Annotated in this window: 21 protein-coding genes; 5 read left to right on the forward strand and 16 right to left on the reverse strand. The window is 70.4% G+C overall.

The features are described 5' to 3' along the window. Positions 1 to 49 precede the first annotated feature (49 nt). The 3 genes from AB0M73_RS44385 to AB0M73_RS44395 are packed head-to-tail and all read right to left on the reverse strand — an operon-like array spanning position 50 to position 2050. Positions 50 to 439: a hypothetical protein gene (locus AB0M73_RS44385; RefSeq protein ID WP_363905233.1), complete on the reverse strand. Its 390-nt coding sequence runs from the start codon at positions 437 to 439 to the stop codon at positions 50 to 52. Continuing rightward, the gene (locus AB0M73_RS44390) at positions 439 to 1245 is read right to left on the reverse strand and encodes a heavy metal-binding domain-containing protein (protein WP_363905236.1); all 807 of its coding nucleotides are present in this window, start codon (positions 1243 to 1245) and stop codon (positions 439 to 441) included. The genes AB0M73_RS44385 and AB0M73_RS44390 overlap by 1 nt, the downstream gene beginning before the upstream one ends. 1 nt (position 1246) lies before the next feature. Next, a complete protein-coding gene (locus AB0M73_RS44395; protein WP_363905239.1) occupies positions 1247 to 2050 on the reverse strand; it encodes a heavy metal-binding domain-containing protein in 804 nt (267 codons plus the stop codon). A 74-nt stretch (positions 2051 to 2124) separates the two neighbouring features. On the opposite strand from AB0M73_RS44395, the gene AB0M73_RS44400 reads away from it, so the two are divergent. Continuing rightward, on the forward strand, positions 2125 to 2475 hold the full coding sequence (locus tag AB0M73_RS44400) for a DUF1304 domain-containing protein (RefSeq protein ID WP_363905242.1): 351 nt from the start codon (positions 2125 to 2127) through the stop codon (positions 2473 to 2475). A gap of 73 nt (positions 2476 to 2548) precedes the next feature. Further along, complete coding sequence (locus AB0M73_RS44405) at positions 2549 to 3778, forward strand: GGDEF domain-containing protein (RefSeq protein ID WP_363905245.1); 1230 nt, start codon at positions 2549 to 2551, stop codon at positions 3776 to 3778. On the opposite strand, the gene AB0M73_RS44410 is transcribed toward AB0M73_RS44405, so the two are convergent. Further along, positions 3756 to 4649, reverse strand: coding sequence for a LysR family transcriptional regulator (locus AB0M73_RS44410; protein WP_363905248.1), 894 nt, complete (start codon positions 4647 to 4649; stop codon positions 3756 to 3758). The two genes, AB0M73_RS44405 and AB0M73_RS44410, sit on opposite strands and share 23 nt — an antisense overlap. Before the next feature lie 70 nt (positions 4650 to 4719). Between AB0M73_RS44410 and AB0M73_RS44415 the strand changes: the two genes are divergently transcribed. Further along, positions 4720 to 5634 carry a serine/threonine dehydratase gene (locus AB0M73_RS44415; RefSeq protein ID WP_363905250.1) on the forward strand — a complete coding sequence of 305 codons (915 nt, stop codon included), beginning with the start codon at positions 4720 to 4722 and terminating at the stop codon, positions 5632 to 5634. On the opposite strand, the gene AB0M73_RS44420 is transcribed toward AB0M73_RS44415, so the two are convergent. From AB0M73_RS44420 to ngcE, 4 genes are all read right to left on the reverse strand, one after another. Continuing rightward, positions 5621 to 5914, reverse strand: a complete 294-nt coding sequence (locus tag AB0M73_RS44420) for a hypothetical protein (RefSeq protein ID WP_198047391.1) — start codon at positions 5912 to 5914, stop codon at positions 5621 to 5623. The two genes, AB0M73_RS44415 and AB0M73_RS44420, sit on opposite strands and share 14 nt — an antisense overlap. Positions 5915 to 6108: 194 nt before the next feature. Continuing rightward, entirely contained in the window at positions 6109 to 7047 is a 939-nt protein-coding gene (locus AB0M73_RS44425) for a carbohydrate ABC transporter permease (protein ID WP_363905254.1), read from the reverse strand. A gap of 14 nt (positions 7048 to 7061) precedes the next feature. Next, entirely contained in the window at positions 7062 to 7991 is a 930-nt protein-coding gene (locus tag AB0M73_RS44430) for a sugar ABC transporter permease (protein ID WP_363905256.1), read from the reverse strand. A 3-nt stretch (positions 7992 to 7994) separates the two neighbouring features. Beyond that, the gene (gene ngcE / locus AB0M73_RS44435) at positions 7995 to 9422 is read right to left on the reverse strand and encodes an N-acetylglucosamine/diacetylchitobiose ABC transporter substrate-binding protein (protein ID WP_363905259.1); all 1428 of its coding nucleotides are present in this window, start codon (positions 9420 to 9422) and stop codon (positions 7995 to 7997) included. A gap of 238 nt (positions 9423 to 9660) precedes the next feature. Between ngcE and AB0M73_RS44440 the strand changes: the two genes are divergently transcribed. Beyond that, positions 9661 to 10668, forward strand: coding sequence for a hypothetical protein (locus AB0M73_RS44440; RefSeq protein ID WP_363905262.1), 1008 nt, complete (start codon positions 9661 to 9663; stop codon positions 10666 to 10668). Positions 10669 to 10804: 136 nt separating this feature from the next. On the opposite strand, the gene AB0M73_RS44445 is transcribed toward AB0M73_RS44440, so the two are convergent. The 8 genes from AB0M73_RS44445 to AB0M73_RS44480 all read right to left on the reverse strand — a co-directional run bounded on the left by AB0M73_RS44445 (position 10805) and on the right by AB0M73_RS44480 (position 18327). Continuing rightward, positions 10805 to 11125 (reverse strand): L-rhamnose mutarotase, encoded by a 321-nt coding sequence (locus AB0M73_RS44445; protein WP_363905265.1) that lies wholly within the window; start codon positions 11123 to 11125, stop codon positions 10805 to 10807. Then, complete coding sequence (gene mnmA, locus AB0M73_RS44450) at positions 11125 to 12195, reverse strand: tRNA 2-thiouridine(34) synthase MnmA (protein ID WP_363905268.1); 1071 nt, start codon at positions 12193 to 12195, stop codon at positions 11125 to 11127. Before mnmA ends, AB0M73_RS44445 begins: the two co-directional genes overlap by 1 nt. 2 nt (positions 12196 to 12197) lie before the next feature. Further along, the gene (locus tag AB0M73_RS44455; RefSeq protein ID WP_363905271.1) at positions 12198 to 13367 is read right to left on the reverse strand and encodes a cysteine desulfurase family protein; all 1170 of its coding nucleotides are present in this window, start codon (positions 13365 to 13367) and stop codon (positions 12198 to 12200) included. Positions 13368 to 13401: 34 nt separating this feature from the next. Next, positions 13402 to 14763 carry an MFS transporter gene (locus AB0M73_RS44460; RefSeq protein ID WP_363905274.1) on the reverse strand — a complete coding sequence of 454 codons (1362 nt, stop codon included), beginning with the start codon at positions 14761 to 14763 and terminating at the stop codon, positions 13402 to 13404. A gap of 17 nt (positions 14764 to 14780) precedes the next feature. Then, positions 14781 to 15635, reverse strand: coding sequence for a lysophospholipid acyltransferase family protein (locus AB0M73_RS44465; protein WP_363905276.1), 855 nt, complete (start codon positions 15633 to 15635; stop codon positions 14781 to 14783). Further along, positions 15632 to 16396: a GNAT family N-acyltransferase gene (locus AB0M73_RS44470; protein ID WP_363905278.1), complete on the reverse strand. Its 765-nt coding sequence runs from the start codon at positions 16394 to 16396 to the stop codon at positions 15632 to 15634. The genes AB0M73_RS44465 and AB0M73_RS44470 overlap by 4 nt, the downstream gene beginning before the upstream one ends. A gap of 164 nt (positions 16397 to 16560) precedes the next feature. Beyond that, positions 16561 to 17520 carry an electron transfer flavoprotein subunit alpha/FixB family protein gene (locus AB0M73_RS44475; RefSeq protein ID WP_363905281.1) on the reverse strand — a complete coding sequence of 320 codons (960 nt, stop codon included), beginning with the start codon at positions 17518 to 17520 and terminating at the stop codon, positions 16561 to 16563. A gap of 24 nt (positions 17521 to 17544) precedes the next feature. Further along, positions 17545 to 18327, reverse strand: coding sequence for an electron transfer flavoprotein subunit beta/FixA family protein (locus AB0M73_RS44480; protein WP_043722586.1), 783 nt, complete (start codon positions 18325 to 18327; stop codon positions 17545 to 17547). A gap of 213 nt (positions 18328 to 18540) precedes the next feature. Between AB0M73_RS44480 and AB0M73_RS44485 the strand changes: the two genes are divergently transcribed. Continuing rightward, positions 18541 to 19383, forward strand: a complete 843-nt coding sequence (locus AB0M73_RS44485) for a DegV family protein (protein WP_043722584.1) — start codon at positions 18541 to 18543, stop codon at positions 19381 to 19383. Positions 19384 to 19406: the final 23 nt, after the last annotated feature.

Genomic DNA, 19406 nt, shown 5'->3' on the forward strand with positions numbered 1-19406 from the left:
CCCTCGTTCAACGAGGGTAAGGCGTCCTTCCCTGCATCGGGGGGAGCCGTCAGGAGCCGAAGAGGCGGGACAGGGCTTCGCGGGCTGAGGCGTCCTGGGCGGCGAGGCCGTTGAGGACCTCGGCGAACACCGAGAGCCACTCGTCGACGCCGACCGAGCGGCGGCTGATGACCACGCCCCGGACCACCTGGCGGATCTCGGCCTCGACGCCGCCGTGCTTGCCGGCGCGGAGTTCCAGGTGCTTGTCGGGGGTGCGCACGACGACCGACACGGCCTGGCCCCGGCCGAACAGTCCGCGCTTGCGCTCCACCTCGACCATGCCGGCGGGCAGGGCGTCGCCGAGGGTCTCGGTCAGAACCCGGGTGTACGACTCGACATCGGCGCGGTCGGCCTTCAACGCCGCGACGACGAGGTGGGTGTCCCACATGTTGTCGGCCATCAGTCCACCAACGGCAGCACGAGCTGCGGCTTGGCGATGGTGTGGTCGGCCCGCAGCGGCTTGACGGCGGTGCCGATGGCGAAGAACTCGGTGGTGTGCCCGCCCCACCGGTGCGGCAGCGACAGCAGCTGCACGCCGACGATGCCCTCGGCCTGCAACGCCTCGGCTTCGGCCTGCATCCGGCTCATGGCCAGCTCCCGCGCGTCGTAGAGGGCCTCGGTGAACTGCGGGATCTCCACGTTCTGCCCTACGTTGCCCATCGCCTGCCAGAACCGCTGGTGCGCCACGTGATAGACGCAGGTGCCCATGACCATGCCCAGCGGCGCGTAGCCGGCCTGCACCAGGGTCCAGAAGTCCTGCCCGGACAGATCGGACGTGAAGGGCTTGCCGGTGTTGTTGCGCCACTGCCCGGGCTGGTCGGCCTTGACGGCGGTGCCGACGGCGATGAACTCGGCCAGGTCGCTGCCGAACTCCTTGAACTCGATCTCCAGCCGGACCCCGACGATGCCGTCGGCGCCGAGCACGTCGGCCTCGGCCTCCATCCGGGTCATGGCCAGCTCGCGGGCGTGGTACATGGCGTTGGACAGGACCTCGAGCTCCTGGTTCTTGCTCCATCGGCCGAACTGGAAGCCGACGTGGTAGATGCTGGAGCCCAGCACCATGCCCAACGGCCGGAAGCCGGCCTCGCGCACCAGCAGGAACTCGTTGACGCTCAGGTCCGAGGTGAACAGCGAGGTCTTCTGGCCGGGTTTCATCTCGGCCAGTCGACGCATGGCGTCCTCGGGAATCCCGTCGACGGTGGTCATCTCACTCCCCCTGCCGACGCAGCGGCATGACGGTCAGCGTGCGGGCCGGGGCGGCGGGACCCCGGTGGAACTGGGCGATGGCGGTGCCGTAGACGGAGGCGAGCGCGGCCACGATCTGCTCGCCGGGCTCCCAGGTGGACAGTGACATCCGGTTCACGATGCCGCCCTCGGCGCCGGCCTTGCGCACCATGTCGTGGAACCGGGTCCGGGCATCGGCCCGCACATGGTTGATCAGCCGGGTGTACGAGTCGACCTCCATGTTGCCGGCGTAGTAGGAGGTCTGGGACTGGGTGCCGATGCCGGTGCGGATGGCGGTGGCCGCGCCGACCCACTCGACCTGCACCGGCACCCAGCCGGCCAGCATCAGCTTGGCCACGTCGCTGCCGGACAGGTCGGTGGTGAACAGCGACTTCGGCCGGGTCCTGGACTGGGCCCGCACGGCGGTGCCCATGGCCAGGAACTCGTCGGCCTGTCCCAGGGAGCTCAGGCTCAGCCGGATGTCGACGACGCCGTCCGCACCCAGCGCCCGGGCCTCCTCGCGCAGCCGCTCCAGCGCCGTGTTGTATCCGGTGTGCAGCGCCTGGAGGTACGGCGTCGCACAGGCGTCCAGGTTGAAGCGGTAGCCGACGAACGGCCGGTTGGTGGTGACGGTGCTGAGCACGACGCAGCCCATCACCTCGCCCACCGGCTCCAGCCCGACCGCCTTGATGCCGGCGGCCGAGGGCGCGGACAACAGCGAGGTGCGCACGCCGGAGCGTTTGGCCCTGTTCAGTCGCTCGACGGCGGCCGGGGGCAACCCGTGCATCGATGACCTCCTCGTCTGACCACCATCGTGTCACTGACGGGCGTTTGGGCAACGTGATCCAGCAGACTGTGCCGATGCTGATCGTCGCCGATGTCCTGGTCGCCCTGGTTGCCCTGATTCACGCCTACATCCTGGTGATGGAGATGTTCCTCTGGAACACGCCGCGCACCCGGGCCGCCTTCGGGCTCACCGAGGAGTTCGCCGAGCAGACCAAGGCGCTCGCGGCCAACCAGGGCCTGTACAACGGCTTCCTGGCCGCCGGCCTGATCTGGGGCCTGATCGGCAGCCGGCCGGCCGAGATCTTCTTCCTGATCTGCGTGATCGTGGCCGGCGTCTACGGCGCGCTGACCGCGACCAAGCGGATCCTGTTCGTCCAGGTCCTACCCGGGGCGCTGGCGCTGCTGTTCGTTCTCCTGGCCGGTTGAGCACGTTCGGCGCTGGCACAGCCGCCCGTTCCCGGTCGATACTGCCGGGGGGACGACGAGGGGGTGGCTGGCGGTGCTGGTGCGGCCGGCGGAGTGGGCCATCCGGCGGCTGCCGTCCGCGCTGATCGCGTTCACCGTGGTGGTGGAGCTGGTGGCGGTGGTGCTGCCGTTCCTCTTACCCGGGCGGCCCCCGACCGGCGGCGACTGGCTGCGTTTCGGGGTGCTGCTCGTGGTCGGTGTCGCGCAGGCCGAGCTGTCCCGGCGGACGGAGCGGATGCGGCGCTTCCTGGCCAGCACCGTGCACGTGAACATGACCTCGGTGTGGATCTTCGCCGGGGCGGTGGACCTGCCGCTGGGGCTGGCCGTCACGTTGACCGTGGTGATCTTCGCCCATCTGTGGGAGCGGATCTGGCGGCAGCTGGCCAGCCGGCCCGCGCACCGGGTCATCTACACCGCCACCACCGTGGTGCTGTCGGTCCTTCCGGTGCGCCCCGTGATGTCGGCGGTCATCGGCGCCCTTCCCCATCTCGACCCGGACCTTCGCGGCCTGGTCGCCATCGCGGCGGCCATGGCCGCTTTTTTCGTCACCAACAGCGCGCTGGTGACCGTCGCCCTGAAGCTGCGCTACCCGGACCTCACCATCCGGGAGCTGTTCGGCGGCTGGGACGTCAACGCGCTGGAGCTGGCCACGCTGTGCCTGGGCGCCCTGACCGCGATCGTCCTGATGGCGCACGTCTACCTGGTGCCGCTGGTGGTGCTGCCGATCGTGGTGCTGCACCGGGGTGTCCTGATGCGACAGTTCCAGGAGGCGGCGACCACCGACCACAAGACGGGCGTGCTGAACTCGGTGGCCTGGCACGACGCGGCCGCCCGTGAGCTGGACCGGGGCGCCGAGTTCGGCGTGCTGATGATCGACCTGGACCATTTCAAGCTGGTCAACGACACGCACGGGCACCTGGTCGGCGACGTCGTGCTGCGGGAGGTGGCGGACACCCTGTGCGACCAGGTCCGCGACGTGGACGCGGTGGGCCGCTTCGGCGGCGAGGAGTTCGTGGTGCTGTTACCCGGGGCCGCGCTGCCCGACGCGATCCGCGTCGCGGAACGGATCCGGACCGCCATCGCGGACCTGACCGTGACCGATGGCAGCGCGGCCGTGTCGGCGCTGTCGGCGTCCATCGGCGTGTCGGTGCACCCGATGGCCGGCGCGGTGCTGGAGCAGGTGCTGCTGGCCGCGGATTCCGCCCTGTACGAGGCGAAACGCGGCGGCCGCAACCGCGTGGTCAGCCTGCTCGACCCGGCGTGAGCAGCCCGACCAGCTCCGCCACCAGCCTTTGTGGACGTTTGCGGTGCACCACGAAGATCTCCCGCTGCGCACGGGCTCCGGGCACGGGCCGCACCGCCAGCCGGTCGCGGTCGACATCCCGCAGCAAGGTCATCGGCACCAGCGAGATGCCGAGGCCGGCGGCCACCAGGGCCAGCGTCACCTCGTAGTCGCCTGTCTCGTAGGCCACGTGCGGCCGGATGTGTGCCTGGGCGCACACCAGTTCCAGGCAGACCCGGTTGTACACGCCGTGTGCGCCGGAGATCCAGTCCTCGTCGCGCAGATCGCGCAGCCCGATCTTGCCGCCGGCCATGGCGTGCCCGGCCGGCAGCACCAGCCGCAGCGGGTCGGCCAGCAGCCGGCTGCGGTGCAGACCGTTGTCGGGCGGCAGGTTGATGCCCGGATACCGGTGCGTGATGAGCACGTCCAGGTCCCGTGAGGTGACCAGGCCGTAACCTCCGGGCGGCTCGATGTCCACAAGGGACAGTCGGGCCAGCGGGTGTCGTTCTCGAAGCGCGGCAAGGGCTTCCGGCACGAGGGCCTTGCCGGCCGAGGAGAAGGTGCCGATGGCCAGGGACTCCGGTTCGGCCTCGATCGAGGCCTGCACGGCCCGTTCGGCGTCGCGGAGCTCGCCCAGCACGCGTTCGCCGTGGCGCAGCAGGACTTCGCCCTGCGCGGTCAGGGTGACGCCGGTCGGGCCGCGCTCGACCAGCCGACAGCCCAGTTCCCGTTCCAGCTTGGCCAGCTGCTGCGACAGCGCCGACGGCGTGAAGGCCAACCGGGCCGCCGCCGCGGTGATGGAGCCGGCGTGCCCGATCTCCACGAGCACCCGCAGCCGGGCCGGGTCGAGCATTAAGTGCTCCTAAAGTCGCCTCTGAAATCCTCGCTGGTGATTATGGCCCGTGACCGCCATGGTTGGCTTCATGACGACGTTCGTGGGCCTACCGACCGCCGCCGACGTGGCCGCGGCGGCCGTCACGATCCGTTCGCACGCCCGGCGCACGCCCATGCTGCGCACGGTGCTGCGCGGCCGGCCACTGCTGTTCAAGCTCGAACATCTCCAGCTCGGCGGCTCTTTCAAGCTGCGCGGGGCGATCAACGCGCTGTCCTGTGTCGATCATCCGGCCCGGGTGGTGACGGCGTCCGGCGGCAACCACGGACTGGCCGTGGCCACCGCCGCCACGCTGCTCGGCGTCCCCGCGACCGTGTACGTGCCGCGGACGGCCCCGGAGTCCAAGACCCGGCGCATCGAGGCGACCGGGGCCCAGCTGATCCGTCACGGCGCGAACTACGCCGAGGCCGCCGCGGCCGCCCTGGCCGCCGTGACGTCACAGGACGTATACCTGCCGGCCTACGACCACCCCGATGTCATCGCCGGCCAGGGCACCGTGGGCGCCGAGATCGTCGCCGACGCGCCCGAGGTGGACGCCGTCGTGGTCGCCGTCGGCGGTGGCGGCCTCGCGGCCGGCACCGCGCTGGGCATCGGCGACCGCACGACCGTGGCCGTGGAACCCGAGGGCTGCAACGCCTTGAACGCGGCGCTGAAGGCCGGTCACCCCGTGGACACCGAGGTCGACTCCGTCGCCGCCTCCGCCCTCGGCGCGACTCGGGTCGGCGACCTTCCGTTCGCGGTCCTCAACTCGCCCCGAACCCTGTCCGTGCTCGTCTCCGACGCGGAACTGCTTGCCGCGCAAGAGCTTCTGTGGGAGGAGTACCGGCTGGCGGTCGAGCCCGCGGCCGCGGCGCCGCTCGCGGCCTGGCTGGCCGGACGGGTGCCGGCGGAGCTGCCGTGCATCGTGCTGTGCGGCGCCAACAGCGCGTGGACTACGGAACGGTGACCGTGACGGTGAAGGCCTGCATGGCCTGACAGCTCATGCCGCCCGGCGGCGCCGGCGACGGACACACCGGTCGGCTCGACGTGAGCTTCGCGGTTCCCTTGTGCCGCGCCATGAAGTCGGCCTGGGTGCCGCTGATCGGCGGTGAGCCGGTGAGCAGCAGCACGTCCACCGCGTCGGAGTCACTGGTGATGGCCGTCCAGTGCCCCTTGCCGTCGTCCGGCAGCTTGACGGTGAACTTGTCGCCGGCCGCCACGCACACAGTCTGTCCGTTGTCGGCCATGGAAAGCTCGTGCGGCGACGGACACGGTTTCGGTGTGCCGCTCGTCGGTGGCGGCTGGGGTGGCGACTCCGGCGGCACGCGCGAGCCGCAGCCGGCGACGAGGATCGCTGACATCGCTAGAACCACAAAGGCTGCCCGCATGTCACCAGGACGGTGCGGGCAGCCCCTGAGGTTGCATCAACGCGGTGGCAGCGCTACTTGAGCGTTCCAGCCGTGAGACCGGCCTGGACCTGACGCTGGAACAGCACGTAGATCACCAGCATCGGCAGCATGGCGATGGTCATGCCGGCGAACAGGCCCGACCAGTCGGACTTGTAGCCCTGCGTGACCGCCAGGTTGAGCAGGCCCTCCGCGAGCACCGAGTGGTCGGAGTCGAAGCTGGACTGCTGCTGGAGCAGCACCAACGGCAGCAGGTACTGGTTCCACTGGCCGATGACGTTGAAGATGCCGATGCTGATCAGGCCCGGGCGGGCCATCGGCAGCATCACCTTGGAGAACAGCGTCGTGTGCGAGGCCCCGTCCAGCAGCCCGGCCTCCGCGATCTCCGTGGGGAGCGTGCGGAAGAACGAGTGCAGGAAGAACACCGTGAACGGCAGCGAGAACGCCACGTACACCAGGATCAGCCCGGCGTAGGAGTTCAGCCCGATGTACGGGCCGATCACCGGGATCGTGCCGAGATTGCCGACGATCTTGAACAGCGGCACCAGGGCCAGGAAGATCGGCAGCGTCAGCCCGGCGACGAACGCGTAGTAGATGACCCTGTTGCCCGGGAACGAGTACCGGGCCAGCACGTAGGCCGCCATCGACCCGACCACCATGGTGATCGTGACGCCGCCGGCCAGCACGATCACCGTGTTCAGGAAGAACGTGCCGATGTGCCCGCTGTTCCAGGCCCGCCCGAAGTTGTCGAACTGCGGCGAGGCCGGCAGCGACCACGGGCTGGACAGGATCTCCTTGTCCGTCTTGAGCGAGGACATCACCGCCCACAGCAGGGGCAGCACCACCATCGCCGCCCACAGCAGCAGGAAGCCCTGCGAGAAGAAGTTCACCACGCCGAACTGGCCGCGCGGCGGTTTGGCCTGCTCCGGCTGCCCCTGGGGCGCCGTCGGCGCGGCCGTGACGAGCTGGGTCATGTCGACAGCCTCCCTCAGAACTCGATGCGGTCGCGTCGGGTGATCCGCAGCTGCACGATGGCCAGCAGCAGCGAGAACACCGCCAGGGCGACGCCCATCGCGCAGGCGAGGCCGAACTTGCCCTGGGTGAACGCGGTTCGGTACAGCACGTTGGAGATCAGCTCGCTGGCGTGGTCGGGACCGCCACCGCCGGAGTCCGGGGTGAGGCCGGTGACCAGGGCGAAGCCGTCCAGCGCGATGAAACCGAGGTACACCCAGGCCACCGAGATGTTCTCCCACAGCAGCGGCAGCGTGATGCGGAAGAAGGTCGGCCCGCGGCTGGCGCCGTCGAGCAGCGCCGCCTCGTAGATCTCCTTGGGGATCGACTGCATGGCCGCCGAGAACAGCACCATGTAGAAGCCGACCCCGCTCCACACCATGACCCCGAGCAGGCACCACAGCACCAGGTCCGGCGAGTTGAACCACTGCACCGGCTTGTTCGGGTCGACCAGGCCGAGCGCGATCAGGAACCCGTTGAGCAGGCCGCGCCCGTCGGTGCGGAACACCGACTGGAACAGCACCACGATGATCGCGACCGACAGCACCTGCGGGAAGAACAGCACGACCTTGTACACGCTGGAGCCACGCACACCGCGGATGCCCGCGCTGTCCCCGCGCCCACCGACATTGAGCATGAACGCGAGGAACAGCGCGAGCAGGATCGTCACCACGGGCATCAGCACCAGCAGGAACGCGTTGTGCAGCACCGCTTTCAGGAAGATGTCGTCCTGGAGCAGCCGCACGTAGTTGCCGACGCCGATGAAGTTCTGCGTGTTGGAGAAACCGCCCCAGTCCGTGAACGAGTAGAACACCGTCTGCACGAACGGCGAGACGACGTAGATCACGTACAGCACAACGGGCACGAACAGGAAGCCCGCGATGAAGGGCAGACGGCGAAATTTCATCAGCTACTTGTCCCGGTGGAACTTCTGGATCGAGCTGTCGGCGGCGACCTTGTCCGCGGCGGCCTGGACCTTGTCGATCCACTGGTCGGCGGTGAAGCGGCCGGCCATCAGCTCGCCGGTGGCCGCCTCCCACTCGTTGATCATCGTCGGGTACCAGTCGGTGACCGACCGGTAGTGCAGCAGGTTCGTGCCGGCCGCCGTGGCCGCCTTGTTCACCGAGGTCAGCGCGGTCGAGTTGGTCACGCTGTCGGCCGAGCCCTTGACGATGGACAGCGAGCTGGTGGCCTGCGCGAAGTTGCGGGCCGCGTCCTTGCTCAGCATGATGCGCAGGAACTCGAGACCGCCGGCCACGTTCTTGGCCTTGGCCGGCACGATGAACGGCTCGCCCGCCTCGGCGCGCAGCGTGCCGTAGGGCTTGGCGTCCTTGTCGGTCAGGTCGGGCATCGGCAGCAGCGTCATCTCGGTGCCGGCCGGGGTGGTCTTGCGCATCTCGTTCTCGAGCCAGCTGCCGCACGGCAGGAAGGCGGCCTTGCCGTCGAGGAACGCCTGCTGCGACTCGATGTGCGTCATGCCCTCGGTGCCCGGCAGCATCCAGCCGTTATGCACCATCTCCAGCACGGCGTTCAGCGAGGCCTTGACGGCGTCGACGCGCCAGGCGTTGGGCTTGAGGTTGTCGATGTCGATCAGGACCTGGTCGCCGCCGACCTTGCCGACCCAGTCCATGATCGGCACACCCATGTAGTACGGGTACTTGCCGGCGTGGGCCCACGGCGCGATGCCGGCTGCCTTGATCTGCGGGGCCAGCGTCTTGAACTCGGCCCACGTCTTGGGCGGGGTCCAGTTCTTCTCCTTGAAGAGCTTGGCGTTGTACCAGAGGCCGTACACGGTGTAGCCGTAGTTGAGCAGGTACACCTTGCCGTCGTAGGTGCCGACGTCCAGCACGCCCGGCAGCAGCGTGTCCTTGACCTTGACGTTCGGGTCGTCGTAGCTGGCGGCGTCCAGCAGCGGCTGGAGGTCGGTCAGCGCGTTGCTGGTGACCAGCGTGCCGGGCTTGATCTGGTTGTCGCCGGAGTCGTCGATCACGTCCGGCGGGGTGCCGTTGGCGAATCGGGGCTGGAGCGTGTCCGAGATCTTCTGGGTGGCCTTGAACGCCGCCTGCGTCTTCGGGAACGCCTTCGAGTACAGACCGATGTCGTACTTGGCGTAGTCCTGGCCGAAGCCGCCGTCGAAGATGACGACGTCCAGCGGAGCGTCCTCGGCGACACCGAACGGGTTGGTCGCGCTCTTGGTTCCGGACGGGCCGGAAGCAGTGCCCCCGCCGCCCGCGCAGGCGCTGAGCACACCGGCGGCGGGGCCGGCCAGCACCGCGAGCGCGGCGGCCCGCTGGATGAGCTGGCGTCGGGTGAATTCGGAACCCGATGAGTTGGGCATTAGATCTTCCCCCTGCTGGTCAGGTGGACGGTTGGTCCTGGTTGAACCGGCCCCGACCGGTCCAGACCAGTGACCGTAACGCTCCTCACAGTCCGGCGGGAGCACCTTGCTCCAGTGACTTACACATCGTGACGCTCCTGTGTCCGATCGTCCGTTTCGGCGTCCGTTCGGCGGACGCGGCGAACGATTGCCACTTTTTCGTCGCGGGATGCCCGTGCGGGCGTGTTGGATGGGACGCATGGAGTCGGACGAGGAGTGGATCGCACGGCTGCGGCGCACGGCACTGCGGGACGCCGAGGAGATCGCGCCCAGGCCGTCCTTCCCCGTGTTCGGCCTGGCCGAGCCGGAGCTCGGTCTCGGCGTGCTGACCTCGCTGAGCGACTCCTCGGCCGAGGAGATCACCCTCGCCTACGGCGACCCGCTGTCCCAGGACGGGCCCCACCTGTCGATCAACAGCGCGCTGCCGGTCGACGAGGAGGACACGGGCGCGCTGCGGCGGATGCTGGACGACGAGCACAACCGGATCGTCGACCACGCCGGCGTCGAGGACCCCGACGACGTGCCGGCCGAGCTCTCCCACACCATCACCACCGTCGACGAGGTCGAGCTCACCGGCCCCATCTACCGCGAGGGCCCGCTGTGGACCGCCCGGTTCACCGTCGCCGACGTCGTGGTGACCGTGGTCGCCCGCGGCGTCGCCCCCACCGCCCTGCGCCTGGTCACCGTCAGTGACCTGCGGCCGTACCTCGAACGGCGCAGCGAGTGGATCGCCCGGCTGATCGAGGCCCACCGCCGCCGCCCCGTGCCCGAGCTGCCGCCCGCCGACGGCCTCGACGTCTACCGGCTGCTGATCGCCGAGCTGCTCGGCTTCCAGACCCGGCACCGCGAGGCCGCCCGGGAGGGCCGGCTGCCCCGGCGTCGCGTCGGCGACGGCCGGCTGTACGGGCCGATGTGGCAGCGGGCCGTTCGAGAGCTGGAGCGGACCGGGCGCCTGTCCCGCGAGGCCGCCAACCGGACCGTGACCTCCATGGTCAACCAGCTCACCCGCCTGTCCGACCGGGCCGACTGGTTCGGCGACAAGCGCCTGGCCGACCTGGCCGTCGACGAGACCATTCGCTACGCCGTGCTCAACCAGCCGGTGTCCAGCCGGGACGCCCAGCTGGCGTGGGAGCGGGTGACCCTGGACGGGCGGCCCGAGGACACCAAGGTGTGGCTGGAGACCTGGGACAAGTGGGCTACGGCGTGAGCCGGTGGACCAGGTCCGGCACGGGCCGGACCGCGAGTCACGTTCTCCGGCACACCGAAATACGGTTTCGGGCACACCGTCGGCGGGATGACGAAGGGGCCCGGGCAACTCAGTTGCCTGAGAGCGGGACTCGCGGTTAGTCGAGGTGGAAAACCTCTTCGAGGGGGGTCATGGCTTCGTCGGGGCGGGAGCCGTCGAGGGCGATGAAGAACTCGGACATCTCGGCCTGCCAGCGGGCGTTGACCTCGCGGGCTTCCATGCCCGCACGGGCGGCGTCGAAGTCGTCGGTCTCGAGGTAGCCGACGAGGAGGCCGTCGGGGGCGAGGAAGAGGGAGTAGTTGCCCCAGCCGGTGTCCTGCAACGCCTGGCGCATCTCGGGCCAGACGGAGGCGTGGCGCTCGCGGTACTCGTCGAGGCGGTCGGGGCGGACGCGGAGGAGGAAGCAGACGCGGCGCATCAACGGGTCCCGGTGATGGTGGCGCTGCACAGGACGACGTCGTCGCGGTACAGCACGACGGCCTGGCCGGGGGCGACGCCGCGGAGGGGCTCGCGGAGGGTCACGGCGACCGAGCCGTCGACGATCTCGGCGACGCACGGGGCAAGGCCGCCGTGAGCCCGGACCTGGGCGGTGCACTCGACCAAGCCGGACCACGGAAGGTGAACCACGGGGCGGGAAGCGTCGATGCCGGCGACGGACAGCTGCTCGGCGGAGCCGACGCGGACGGTGCCGCTGACGGGCTCCAGGGACAACACGTAGCGGGGCCGGCCGTCGGGGGCGGGGGCCTCGATGCCGAGACCGTGCCGCTGACCGACGGTGAAGCCGTGCACGCCGGTGTGCCGGCCGAGCACGGCGCCGGTCTCGGCGTCGACCAACGAGCCGGCCTGCTCACCGAGGCGCTTGGTGAGGAAGGACCGGGTGTCGCCGTCGGGGATGAAGCAGATGTCATGGCTGTCGGGCTTGGCGGCGACGGCGAGGCCACGGGCGGAGGCCTCCAGCCGGACCTGCTCCTTGATGGTGTCGCCGAGCGGGAACATGGCGTGCGCCAACTGGTCTTCGGTCAGCGAGGCCAGCACGTACGACTGGTCCTTGCCGATGTCGACGGAGCGACGCAGCTCGGATCGGCCGTCCACAGTGGACAGCTGGGCGTAGTGCCCGGTGCAGACGGCGTCGAAGCCGAGCGCGATGGCCTTGTCCAGCAGGGCCTCGAACTTGATCTTCTCGTTGCAGCGCAGGCACGGGTTGGGCGTCCGCCCGGCGGCGTACTCGGCGACGAAGTCCTCGATCACGTCCTCGGTGAACCGCTCGGCGAAGTCCCAGACGTAGAAGGGAATCCCGAGCACGTCGGCGGCGCGACGGGCGTCATGGGCGTCCTCGACGGTGCAACAGCCGCGAGCCCCGGTGCGCAGGGTGCCGGGCTTGGCCGACAGCGCCAGGTGCACGCCGACGACCTCGTGCCCGGCCTCCACGGCCCGCGCCGCGGCCACGGCGGAGTCCACGCCGCCGCTCATCGCCGCCAAAACCCGCATCGTCACATCCTCACCGAAGCCGAAGCCGAAGAACCCGACCGCCGCCGCATGCCGGCGATACCCGCGTTGCGGGCCCGTTCCACCGCCGGCCCGATCGCATCCGCAAGGGCGGCAACGTCTTCGGCGGTGGACGTGTGCCCGAGCGAGAAGCGCAGCGAGCCACGGGCGGCCGCCGGATCCACGCCCATGGCCAGCAGCACGTGGCTGGGCTGGGCGACGCCGGCCGTGCACGCGGAGCCGGTGGAACACTCGATTCCCTTGGCGTCCAGCAACATCAGCAGGCTGTCGCCCTCGCAGCCGGGGAACGTGAAGTGCGCGTTGCCGGGCAGCCGGTCCACCGGATCGCCGTTGAGCACCGCGTCGGGCACGGCCTTGAAGACCGCCGCCACCAGCTCGTCCCGCAACGCCCGCACCCGCGCCGAGTCGTCCTCGACGCAGGCCCGCACGGCCGCCGCGAGGCCGATGATCGCCGGCCCGTTCAACGTCCCGGAGTGCACGTCCCGCTCCTGCCCGCCGCCGTGCAGCAGGGGCGTGCACTTGACGTCCCGCTTGAGCAGCAGCGCGCCGATCCCGTACGGGCCGCCGAGCTTGTGCCCGGTCAACGTCAGCGCGGACGCGCCGGACTCGGCGAAGTTCACCGGCACCGACCCGACCGCCTGCACGGCGTCGGTGTGCAGCGGCACCCCGCGCGAGGCGGCGATCTCGGCCAGCTCACGGATCGGGTTGACGGTGCCGACCTCGTTGTTGGCCCACATCACCGTCACGAGACCAACACTGTCGTCCAACGCCTCGGCCAGCACAGAGGGCCGCACGCGGCCGACGGAGTCGACCTCCAGCCACCCCACCGCGTCCGGGCCGAGCCACTGCACGGCGTCCAGCACGGCGTGGTGCTCCACGGTCGAGGCCAGCACGCGAGGCAGCGACCGCGCCCAGTAGATGCCCTTGACGGCCAGGTTGTCGCTCTCGGTCCCGCCGGCGGTGAAGATCACCTCGGACGGGCGGGCGCCCAGCGCGTCGGCGATGTCCTCCCGGGCCTCCTCGACGGCGCGGCGCGCCCGGCGGCCGGAGGTGTGCAGCGACGAGGCGTTGCCCAGAGTGGACAACGCCTCGGTCATCGCCGCCACGGCCTGCGGGAGCATGGGAGTGGTGGCGGCATGGTCGAGATAAGCCATCGCGGGACCAAGAGTAGCCCGTCCGCGTGACGGTTCACGAATTGCTTGCGGCCCGCCGGGCCAACACCAGCGCCCCGAACAGCGTGCACGCGGCCAGCACGGCGTTGAGCGGCGACCAGCCCAGGGTCGGCCCCAGCTGCGCCACCAGCACGCCGCCGAGCCCGACGAACAGGGACTGCCCGAACAGGTCGGACAGTTGCAGCGCGGCCGAGTTGAAGCCCCGGTCCTGGTCCGACGACAGCTTGAGCACCAGCACGGACACGCTGGACACGGCCAGCCCCATGCCCATGCCGGCGAACACCCAGGCCACCGCGGCCAGCCACGGCGGCCCCCAGACGGGTGCGACGAACGTCACCACGACCAGGCCCAGCGTGATGAGCAGGAAGCCCCGCCGCATCAGCAGCGGCCGGGCGAGGTCCGGGTGCCGCCCCTGCCACCACGACGCGCCCGACCAGCCCAGCGCCGCGATGGTCAGCGGGACGCCGGCCAGCGCCGGCGAGAAGCCGTGCACCCGCTGCAACACCAGCGGCAGGAAGATCTGGCTGCCGAAGAACGCCCCGGACAGCAGGGCCCGGGCCAGGATCACGCTGGGCAGCCCGGCGCGGACGGTCAGGGTGCCCTTGGGCAGCAGCACGCGCAGCGCCGGCACGATCACGGCCAGAGCCACCACGACCACGGCGAGGCCGACGAGGCTGGGGTTGTCGCCGGCCCAGCTCAGCACCGCCAGCCCGACCGCGGCGCCGATCGCGGCCAGGGTCAGCCCACGCCGAGGCACGCCCGATGCCGCCGGTCGGAACGCCGGCAGCCGCCGCAGCACGATCGTCACCAGCACCCAGCCGATCACCACCAGCGGGGCCAGGCCGAGGAAGATCCAGCGCCAGTTCAGGTACTGCGTGACCAGGCCGGCGATGGTCGGCCCGATCAGCGACGGAATCACCCACGCCGCGGACAGCGCCGCGAACGCCACCGGCCGGTCCCGTTCCGGGAACACCAGCGCGATCAGCACGTACAGCGCGACGACCTGCGCCCCGCCGCCGACGCCCTGCAACGCCCGGCCGATCAACAGCTGGGTCATCTCCTGCGCACTGCCGGCCACCACCAGGCCCAGCGCGAACAGCAGCGGGCCGATCAGCAGCACCAGCGCCGGCCCACGGCGGTCGCACAGCCGGCCGCCCACCACGTTCCCCACCACCGAGGTGGCCAGGAACATGGTGAACGGCCACGAGTACAGCGACTCCCCGTGCAGGTCGTGCACCAGCGTCGGCAGCGCCGTGCTCACGCCCATCTGCTCGAATGCGGCCAGCGTCACCAGCAGCAGCAAGCCGGTGGTGGCTGCTCGACGGTCCGGCGCCCACAGCACGCTCGGCTTGCGCGTCGTCTCCCCTACAGCGGTCACCGCACTACTCTGCAACCTCAAGCGCGCTGAAAGTCCAGTTCCTTGTGCAAAGCAACTGTCGTGCCGAGCGCGGCGGCCACTTCGGCCTCGGCGAGGAGAGCCAGCTCACGTCGGGTGTCGGCGCGGCCGGGGGCGATTTCCGGCAGCACGTGCACCTCGACGACCAGGCCGCGGAGCCTGAGCACCCGTCGCATGGCCGTGACCAGGTCCTCGGTTCCGACAAATGCCGCAGGACGGGCGGTCGTGCCGTCGGCGACGCGGTAGCGGATGGCCACCGGGCGCACGGGAACGCCGGCGTCCAAGGCGGACTGGAGCAGCGCCGGGCGGAATCGCCCGGACGAGATGCCGCACCACGTGGTGCCCTCGGGATTGGTGCCGATGGCCAGGCCGGCCCGCAGCGCCTCGCTCAGGTCGGAAACCGTGCTGGGCAGCCGGGACAGCCGCTCGCGGTCGATGAACACCGAGCCGGCGGCGGAGATCAGGCCGCCGAGCAGCGGCCAGCCCTTGATGTCCTGCTTGGCCACCATGGCCATCGGCTGCACGGCGTTGAGCACCAGCGAGTCCAGCCAGGACACGTGGTTGCTGACCACCAGCACGCCGCGGCCGGGCGTGGCCTGGAACTTGGACTCGCCGTGCAGCTCGATGCGCACGCCGAAACCCCGCACCAGGGAGGCGAACCAGCGACGCACGGCGTGCCGGGTGTTGGCCCGCAGCACGGGCTTCGCCGCGACGACCAGCAGGCCGCACAGCAGCACCGCCAACGCCGTCAGCACCCGCAGCGTCACGCGCACGGCCGACACGCGGCGGAACGTGCTGCCGGTGACGCAGCTCGGGCCGCAGGGCGACTGCGGCATCCACGGGTGCGCGCTCATGCCGTCTGCCCGAGGAAGAACTTGAGGTAGCGCTGGTCGACCCGGTCCATGGACAGCAGCACGAACAGGTCGGCGACACCGAAGTCCGGGTCGTGCGCGGGACGCCCGCAGACCCAGGTGCCCAGCCGTAGGTAGCCCTTGAGCAACGGCGGCATCACCGTGCGCGGCGCGGCTTCCACCGACTCGGGGTGCCACGGGTTGAGCGGCGTGACGCGGTACTCCGGGGGCGCGAGGTGCTTGGCCGACACGGTGTTCCACACGCCGGCGGCGAACGAGCCGCCGTCGGCCAGCGGCACGGAGGCGCAGCCGGCCAGCCACTTGTGGCCGGACAGCAGCATGTAGCGGGCGATGCCGGCCCACACCAGGCCGACCACCGAGCCGTTGCGGTGGTCCGGGTGCACGCAGGAGCGGCCCGTCTCGACCAGCGCCGGCCGCAGCGCGGACAGGTTGCGCAGGTCGAACTCGGTCTCGGAGTACAGGCCGCCGTCGGCGTGCTCCGGCGGCAGCATCCGGTAGGTGCCGACGATCTCGCCGCTCGCGTCGTCCCGGACGACCAGGTGGTCGCAGCGCTCGTCGAACTCGTCGGCGTCGACGCCGTCGGCGATGGAATGCAGCGTGGCGCCCATTTCCTCGGCGAACACCAGGTGCCGAAGCCGTTGCGCGGCGCGCACCTCCTCGTTGTCACGGGCGACGAGGAGCGAGTAACGAGGCGTGCCCGGAGCCGTTTCCGGGCTGCTGACCAGCAGTTGCGACCGCGTCATGCTTCTGGTGTACCCGGGTCGCCCCCTACTGCGAAGGGGATGTCCGTTTACGTGAAAATGACGCTTGCACTAATTGCCGGTCCATGTGAATTCAGCGTGAAGCGGATATGAATCGGGGGCGGTTTCCGTGTTAATGGAAACCGCCCCCGCTATCAAATCGTCTTTCAGCCCTTGCGCTTGCCGACTTCCTCGGTGAGCTGCGGGGCCACCTTGAACAGGTCGCCGACGACGCCGAAGTCGGCGATCTCGAAGATCGGCGCCTCCGCGTCCTTGTTCACCGCGACGATCGTCTTGGACGTCTGCATGCCGGCCCGGTGCTGGATGGCGCCGGAGATGCCCAGCGCGACGTACAGCTGCGGGGACACCGTCTTGCCGGTCTGGCCGACCTGGAACTGGTGCGGGTAGTAGCCGGAGTCCACGGCCGCGCGGGACGCGCCGACCGCGCCGCCGAGGGCGTCGGCCAGGGCCTCGACCACGGCGAAGTTCTCCGCGCTGGCCACACCGCGGCCACCGGAGACGACCACCGAGGCCTCGGTCAGCTCGGGGCGGTCGCCCGCGGCCAGCGGCTCGCGGCTGGTGATCGTGACGACGGTGCTGGCGTTGGCCGCCGGCACCGCCACGGTCTCCTCGGCCGCCGCGCCCTCGGCGTTCTCGGCCTCGACCGCGCCCGGACGCACCGAGATCACCGGCACGCCCTTGCCGGCCTTGGCCTTGACGTTGTACGCGCCGCCGAAGATCGACTGGCCGACGGTGGCGTCGGCGTTGACCTCGGTGGCGTCCACGAGCACGCCCGAGCCGATGCGGATGGCCAGCCGGCCGGCGATCTCCTTGCCGGTGGCCGACGCGGCGACCAGCACGGCCGCCGGCGAGGCGGAGCCGACCAGTGCCGCCAGCACGTCCACCTCGGGGGTGACCAGCTGGGTGGCGGCGTCGTCGGACTCGGCGACGTACACCTTGGCGGCGCCGTGCGCGGCCAGGGCGTCGCGCAGCTTCGCCGCGGTGCCCGGGGCGCCGACGACGACCGCGCTGGCCTCACCGATGGTGCGGGCCGCGGTCAGCAGCTCGTGGGTGACCTTCTTGACCTCGCCGTCGACGTGGTCGACGAGGACCAGGACCTCTGCCATGTCTGTTTCCTCCTCGTCAGTTAGTCAGATCAGCTTCTGGCCGACGAGGTACTCGGCGACCTTCGTGCCGCCGTCGCCCTCGTCCTCGACGCGCTGGCCGGCCGAGCGCGGCGGCTTCGGCGCGGACTCCAGCACGGAGGTCCACGAGCCGGCGATGCCCAGCTCGGCCGCGTCCACACCCAGGTCGGCCACGGTCAGCGTGCTGACCGGCTTCTTCTTGGCGGCCATGATGCCCTTGAAGGACGGGTAGCGCGGCTCGTTGATCTTCTCGTTCACGCTGACCACTGCGGGCAGGCCGGCCTGCAGGTGCTGCACACCCTCGTCGGTCTCACGCTCGACCTTCACGGTCGTGCCGTCGACCTCGACCTTGCGGGCGTGGGTGAGCGCGGGCAGGCCCAGCAGCTCGGCCACCATCGCGGGCACCGCGCCGACGCGGCCGTCGGTCGCCTCGTTGCCGGCCAGCACCAGGTCGACGCCGTCGACCGTGCCGACGGCCTTGGCCAGAACCTTGGCCGTGCCGATCGCGTCCGTGCCGTGCAGGGCCTCGTCGCTGACGTGGACGGCCTTGTCGGCGCCCATGGACAGCGCCTTGCGGATGGCGTCGGTGGCGCGGTCCGGGCCGACGCTGACGACGGTGACCTCGCCGCCGTGCGTGGCCTGGAGCTGCAGCGCCTCCTCGACGGCGCGCTCGTTGATCTCATCGAGCACCGCGTCAGCCGACTCGCGGTCCAGGGTGTGGTCGGAGTCGGCGAGCTTGCGCTCGGAGTAGGTGTCGGGCACCTGCTTGACCAGGACGACGATGTTCATCGGTCTCCTTCGACCTCCTGAGCGCTGGGCTGTTCAACCACCAGAATGTTACCGACGGGTAGCACGGGTGCAAACGCGGGCAAGCACTCCGGTGGCGTGAGAGTCCTCACGCGGCATCCTCGCACTACGCGGGCGTGCGCGGGCAACGGGTGCGCGTCCGAATGGACGTCACCCGTATGCAGGCATGCGTCAGCCCAGTTAGCCTGCTAGCCCATGAGGCGTCGTGTAGCCGTAGTGACCGACTCCAGCGCCTGTCTTCCGCCGCAACTGGCTGCTACATCGGGAGTGGCCGTTGTTCAGTTACAGCTCCAGGTGGGAGATCGGTTCGACGAGGAGGCGTGGGTCGCGCCAGAGGACTTGATCAAGGCCATGCAGGCCGGGAGCGCGGTGTCCACCTCGCCACCGGATCCAGGAGCGTTCTTCTGGACCTACCAGGACGCGGCCGCGCAGGGCGTGGACGCCGTGGTGTCGCTGCACATCTCGGAGAAGATGTCGCAGACCTGCGAGGTCGCCAGACAGGCGGCGGCACAGGCCAGCGTGCCCGTGCACGTCGTGGACAGCTCGTGCATCAGCATGAGCCTCGGCTACGCCGCGCTGGCCGCCGCCCAGGCCGCCAGCGCCGGTTGGGACGTGCGGCAGGTGATCGCCGCGGCACAACGGCGCTACAGCACCGGCACGGAACTGATCTACGTGGACACCCTGGAGTACCTGCGCAAGGGTGGGCGGATAGGGGCCGCGCAGGCGCTGCTGGGCACCGCGCTGTCGATGAAACCGCTGTTGACCATAAAGAACGGCCAGGTGGCCCCGTCGGGCCGCGCGCTGGGCACCGAGCGTGCGATCAAGAAGCTGGTCGACGCCGCCGTGAAGCGGGCCGGCAACGACCAGGTGGACGTGGCCGTGCAGCACTACGGCCCGGACGCCCGGGCCGCCCCGCTGCTGGACACGCTCAAGGCCCGCATCCCGCGTGCGCGCAGCTTCGTGCTGACCCAGGCCAGCTCCGCGGTGTTCGCCCACCTCGGCCCTGGGGCTCTAGGCGTAACTGTGTCGCCGGTGTGATCCGAGGTCGCTAGCCTCCCGTG

It is taken from the genome of Kutzneria sp. NPDC051319 (assembly GCF_040682195.1).
In the GTDB taxonomy this organism is placed as follows: Bacteria; Actinomycetota; Actinomycetes; order Mycobacteriales; family Pseudonocardiaceae; genus Kutzneria.

Coding starts and splice junctions, on each gene's coding strand:
- AB0M73_RS44385 (WP_363905233.1), bottom strand. CDS start 439: ATGGCCGACAACATGTGGGACACCCACCTCGTCGTCGCGGCGTTGAAG.
- AB0M73_RS44390 (WP_363905236.1), bottom strand. CDS start 1,245: ATGACCACCGTCGACGGGATTCCCGAGGACGCCATGCGTCGACTGGCC.
- AB0M73_RS44395 (WP_363905239.1), bottom strand. CDS start 2,050: ATGCACGGGTTGCCCCCGGCCGCCGTCGAGCGACTGAACAGGGCCAAA.
- AB0M73_RS44400 (WP_363905242.1), top strand. CDS start 2,125: ATGCTGATCGTCGCCGATGTCCTGGTCGCCCTGGTTGCCCTGATTCAC.
- AB0M73_RS44410 (WP_363905248.1), bottom strand. CDS start 4,649: ATGCTCGACCCGGCCCGGCTGCGGGTGCTCGTGGAGATCGGGCACGCC.
- AB0M73_RS44415 (WP_363905250.1), top strand. CDS start 4,720: ATGACGACGTTCGTGGGCCTACCGACCGCCGCCGACGTGGCCGCGGCG.
- AB0M73_RS44420 (WP_198047391.1), bottom strand. CDS start 5,914: ATGGCCGACAACGGACAGACTGTGTGCGTGGCGGCCGGCGACAAGTTC.
- AB0M73_RS44425 (WP_363905254.1), bottom strand. CDS start 7,047: ATGACCCAGCTCGTCACGGCCGCGCCGACGGCGCCCCAGGGGCAGCCG.
- AB0M73_RS44430 (WP_363905256.1), bottom strand. CDS start 7,991: ATGAAATTTCGCCGTCTGCCCTTCATCGCGGGCTTCCTGTTCGTGCCC.
- ngcE (WP_363905259.1), bottom strand. CDS start 9,422: ATGCCCAACTCATCGGGTTCCGAATTCACCCGACGCCAGCTCATCCAG.
- AB0M73_RS44440 (WP_363905262.1), top strand. CDS start 9,661: ATGGAGTCGGACGAGGAGTGGATCGCACGGCTGCGGCGCACGGCACTG.
- AB0M73_RS44445 (WP_363905265.1), bottom strand. CDS start 11,125: ATGCGCCGCGTCTGCTTCCTCCTCCGCGTCCGCCCCGACCGCCTCGAC.
- mnmA (WP_363905268.1), bottom strand. CDS start 12,195: ATGCGGGTTTTGGCGGCGATGAGCGGCGGCGTGGACTCCGCCGTGGCC.
- AB0M73_RS44455 (WP_363905271.1), bottom strand. CDS start 13,367: ATGGCTTATCTCGACCATGCCGCCACCACTCCCATGCTCCCGCAGGCC.
- AB0M73_RS44465 (WP_363905276.1), bottom strand. CDS start 15,635: ATGAGCGCGCACCCGTGGATGCCGCAGTCGCCCTGCGGCCCGAGCTGC.
- AB0M73_RS44470 (WP_363905278.1), bottom strand. CDS start 16,396: ATGACGCGGTCGCAACTGCTGGTCAGCAGCCCGGAAACGGCTCCGGGC.
- AB0M73_RS44475 (WP_363905281.1), bottom strand. CDS start 17,520: ATGGCAGAGGTCCTGGTCCTCGTCGACCACGTCGACGGCGAGGTCAAG.
- AB0M73_RS44480 (WP_043722586.1), bottom strand. CDS start 18,327: ATGAACATCGTCGTCCTGGTCAAGCAGGTGCCCGACACCTACTCCGAG.
- AB0M73_RS44485 (WP_043722584.1), top strand. CDS start 18,541: ATGAGGCGTCGTGTAGCCGTAGTGACCGACTCCAGCGCCTGTCTTCCG.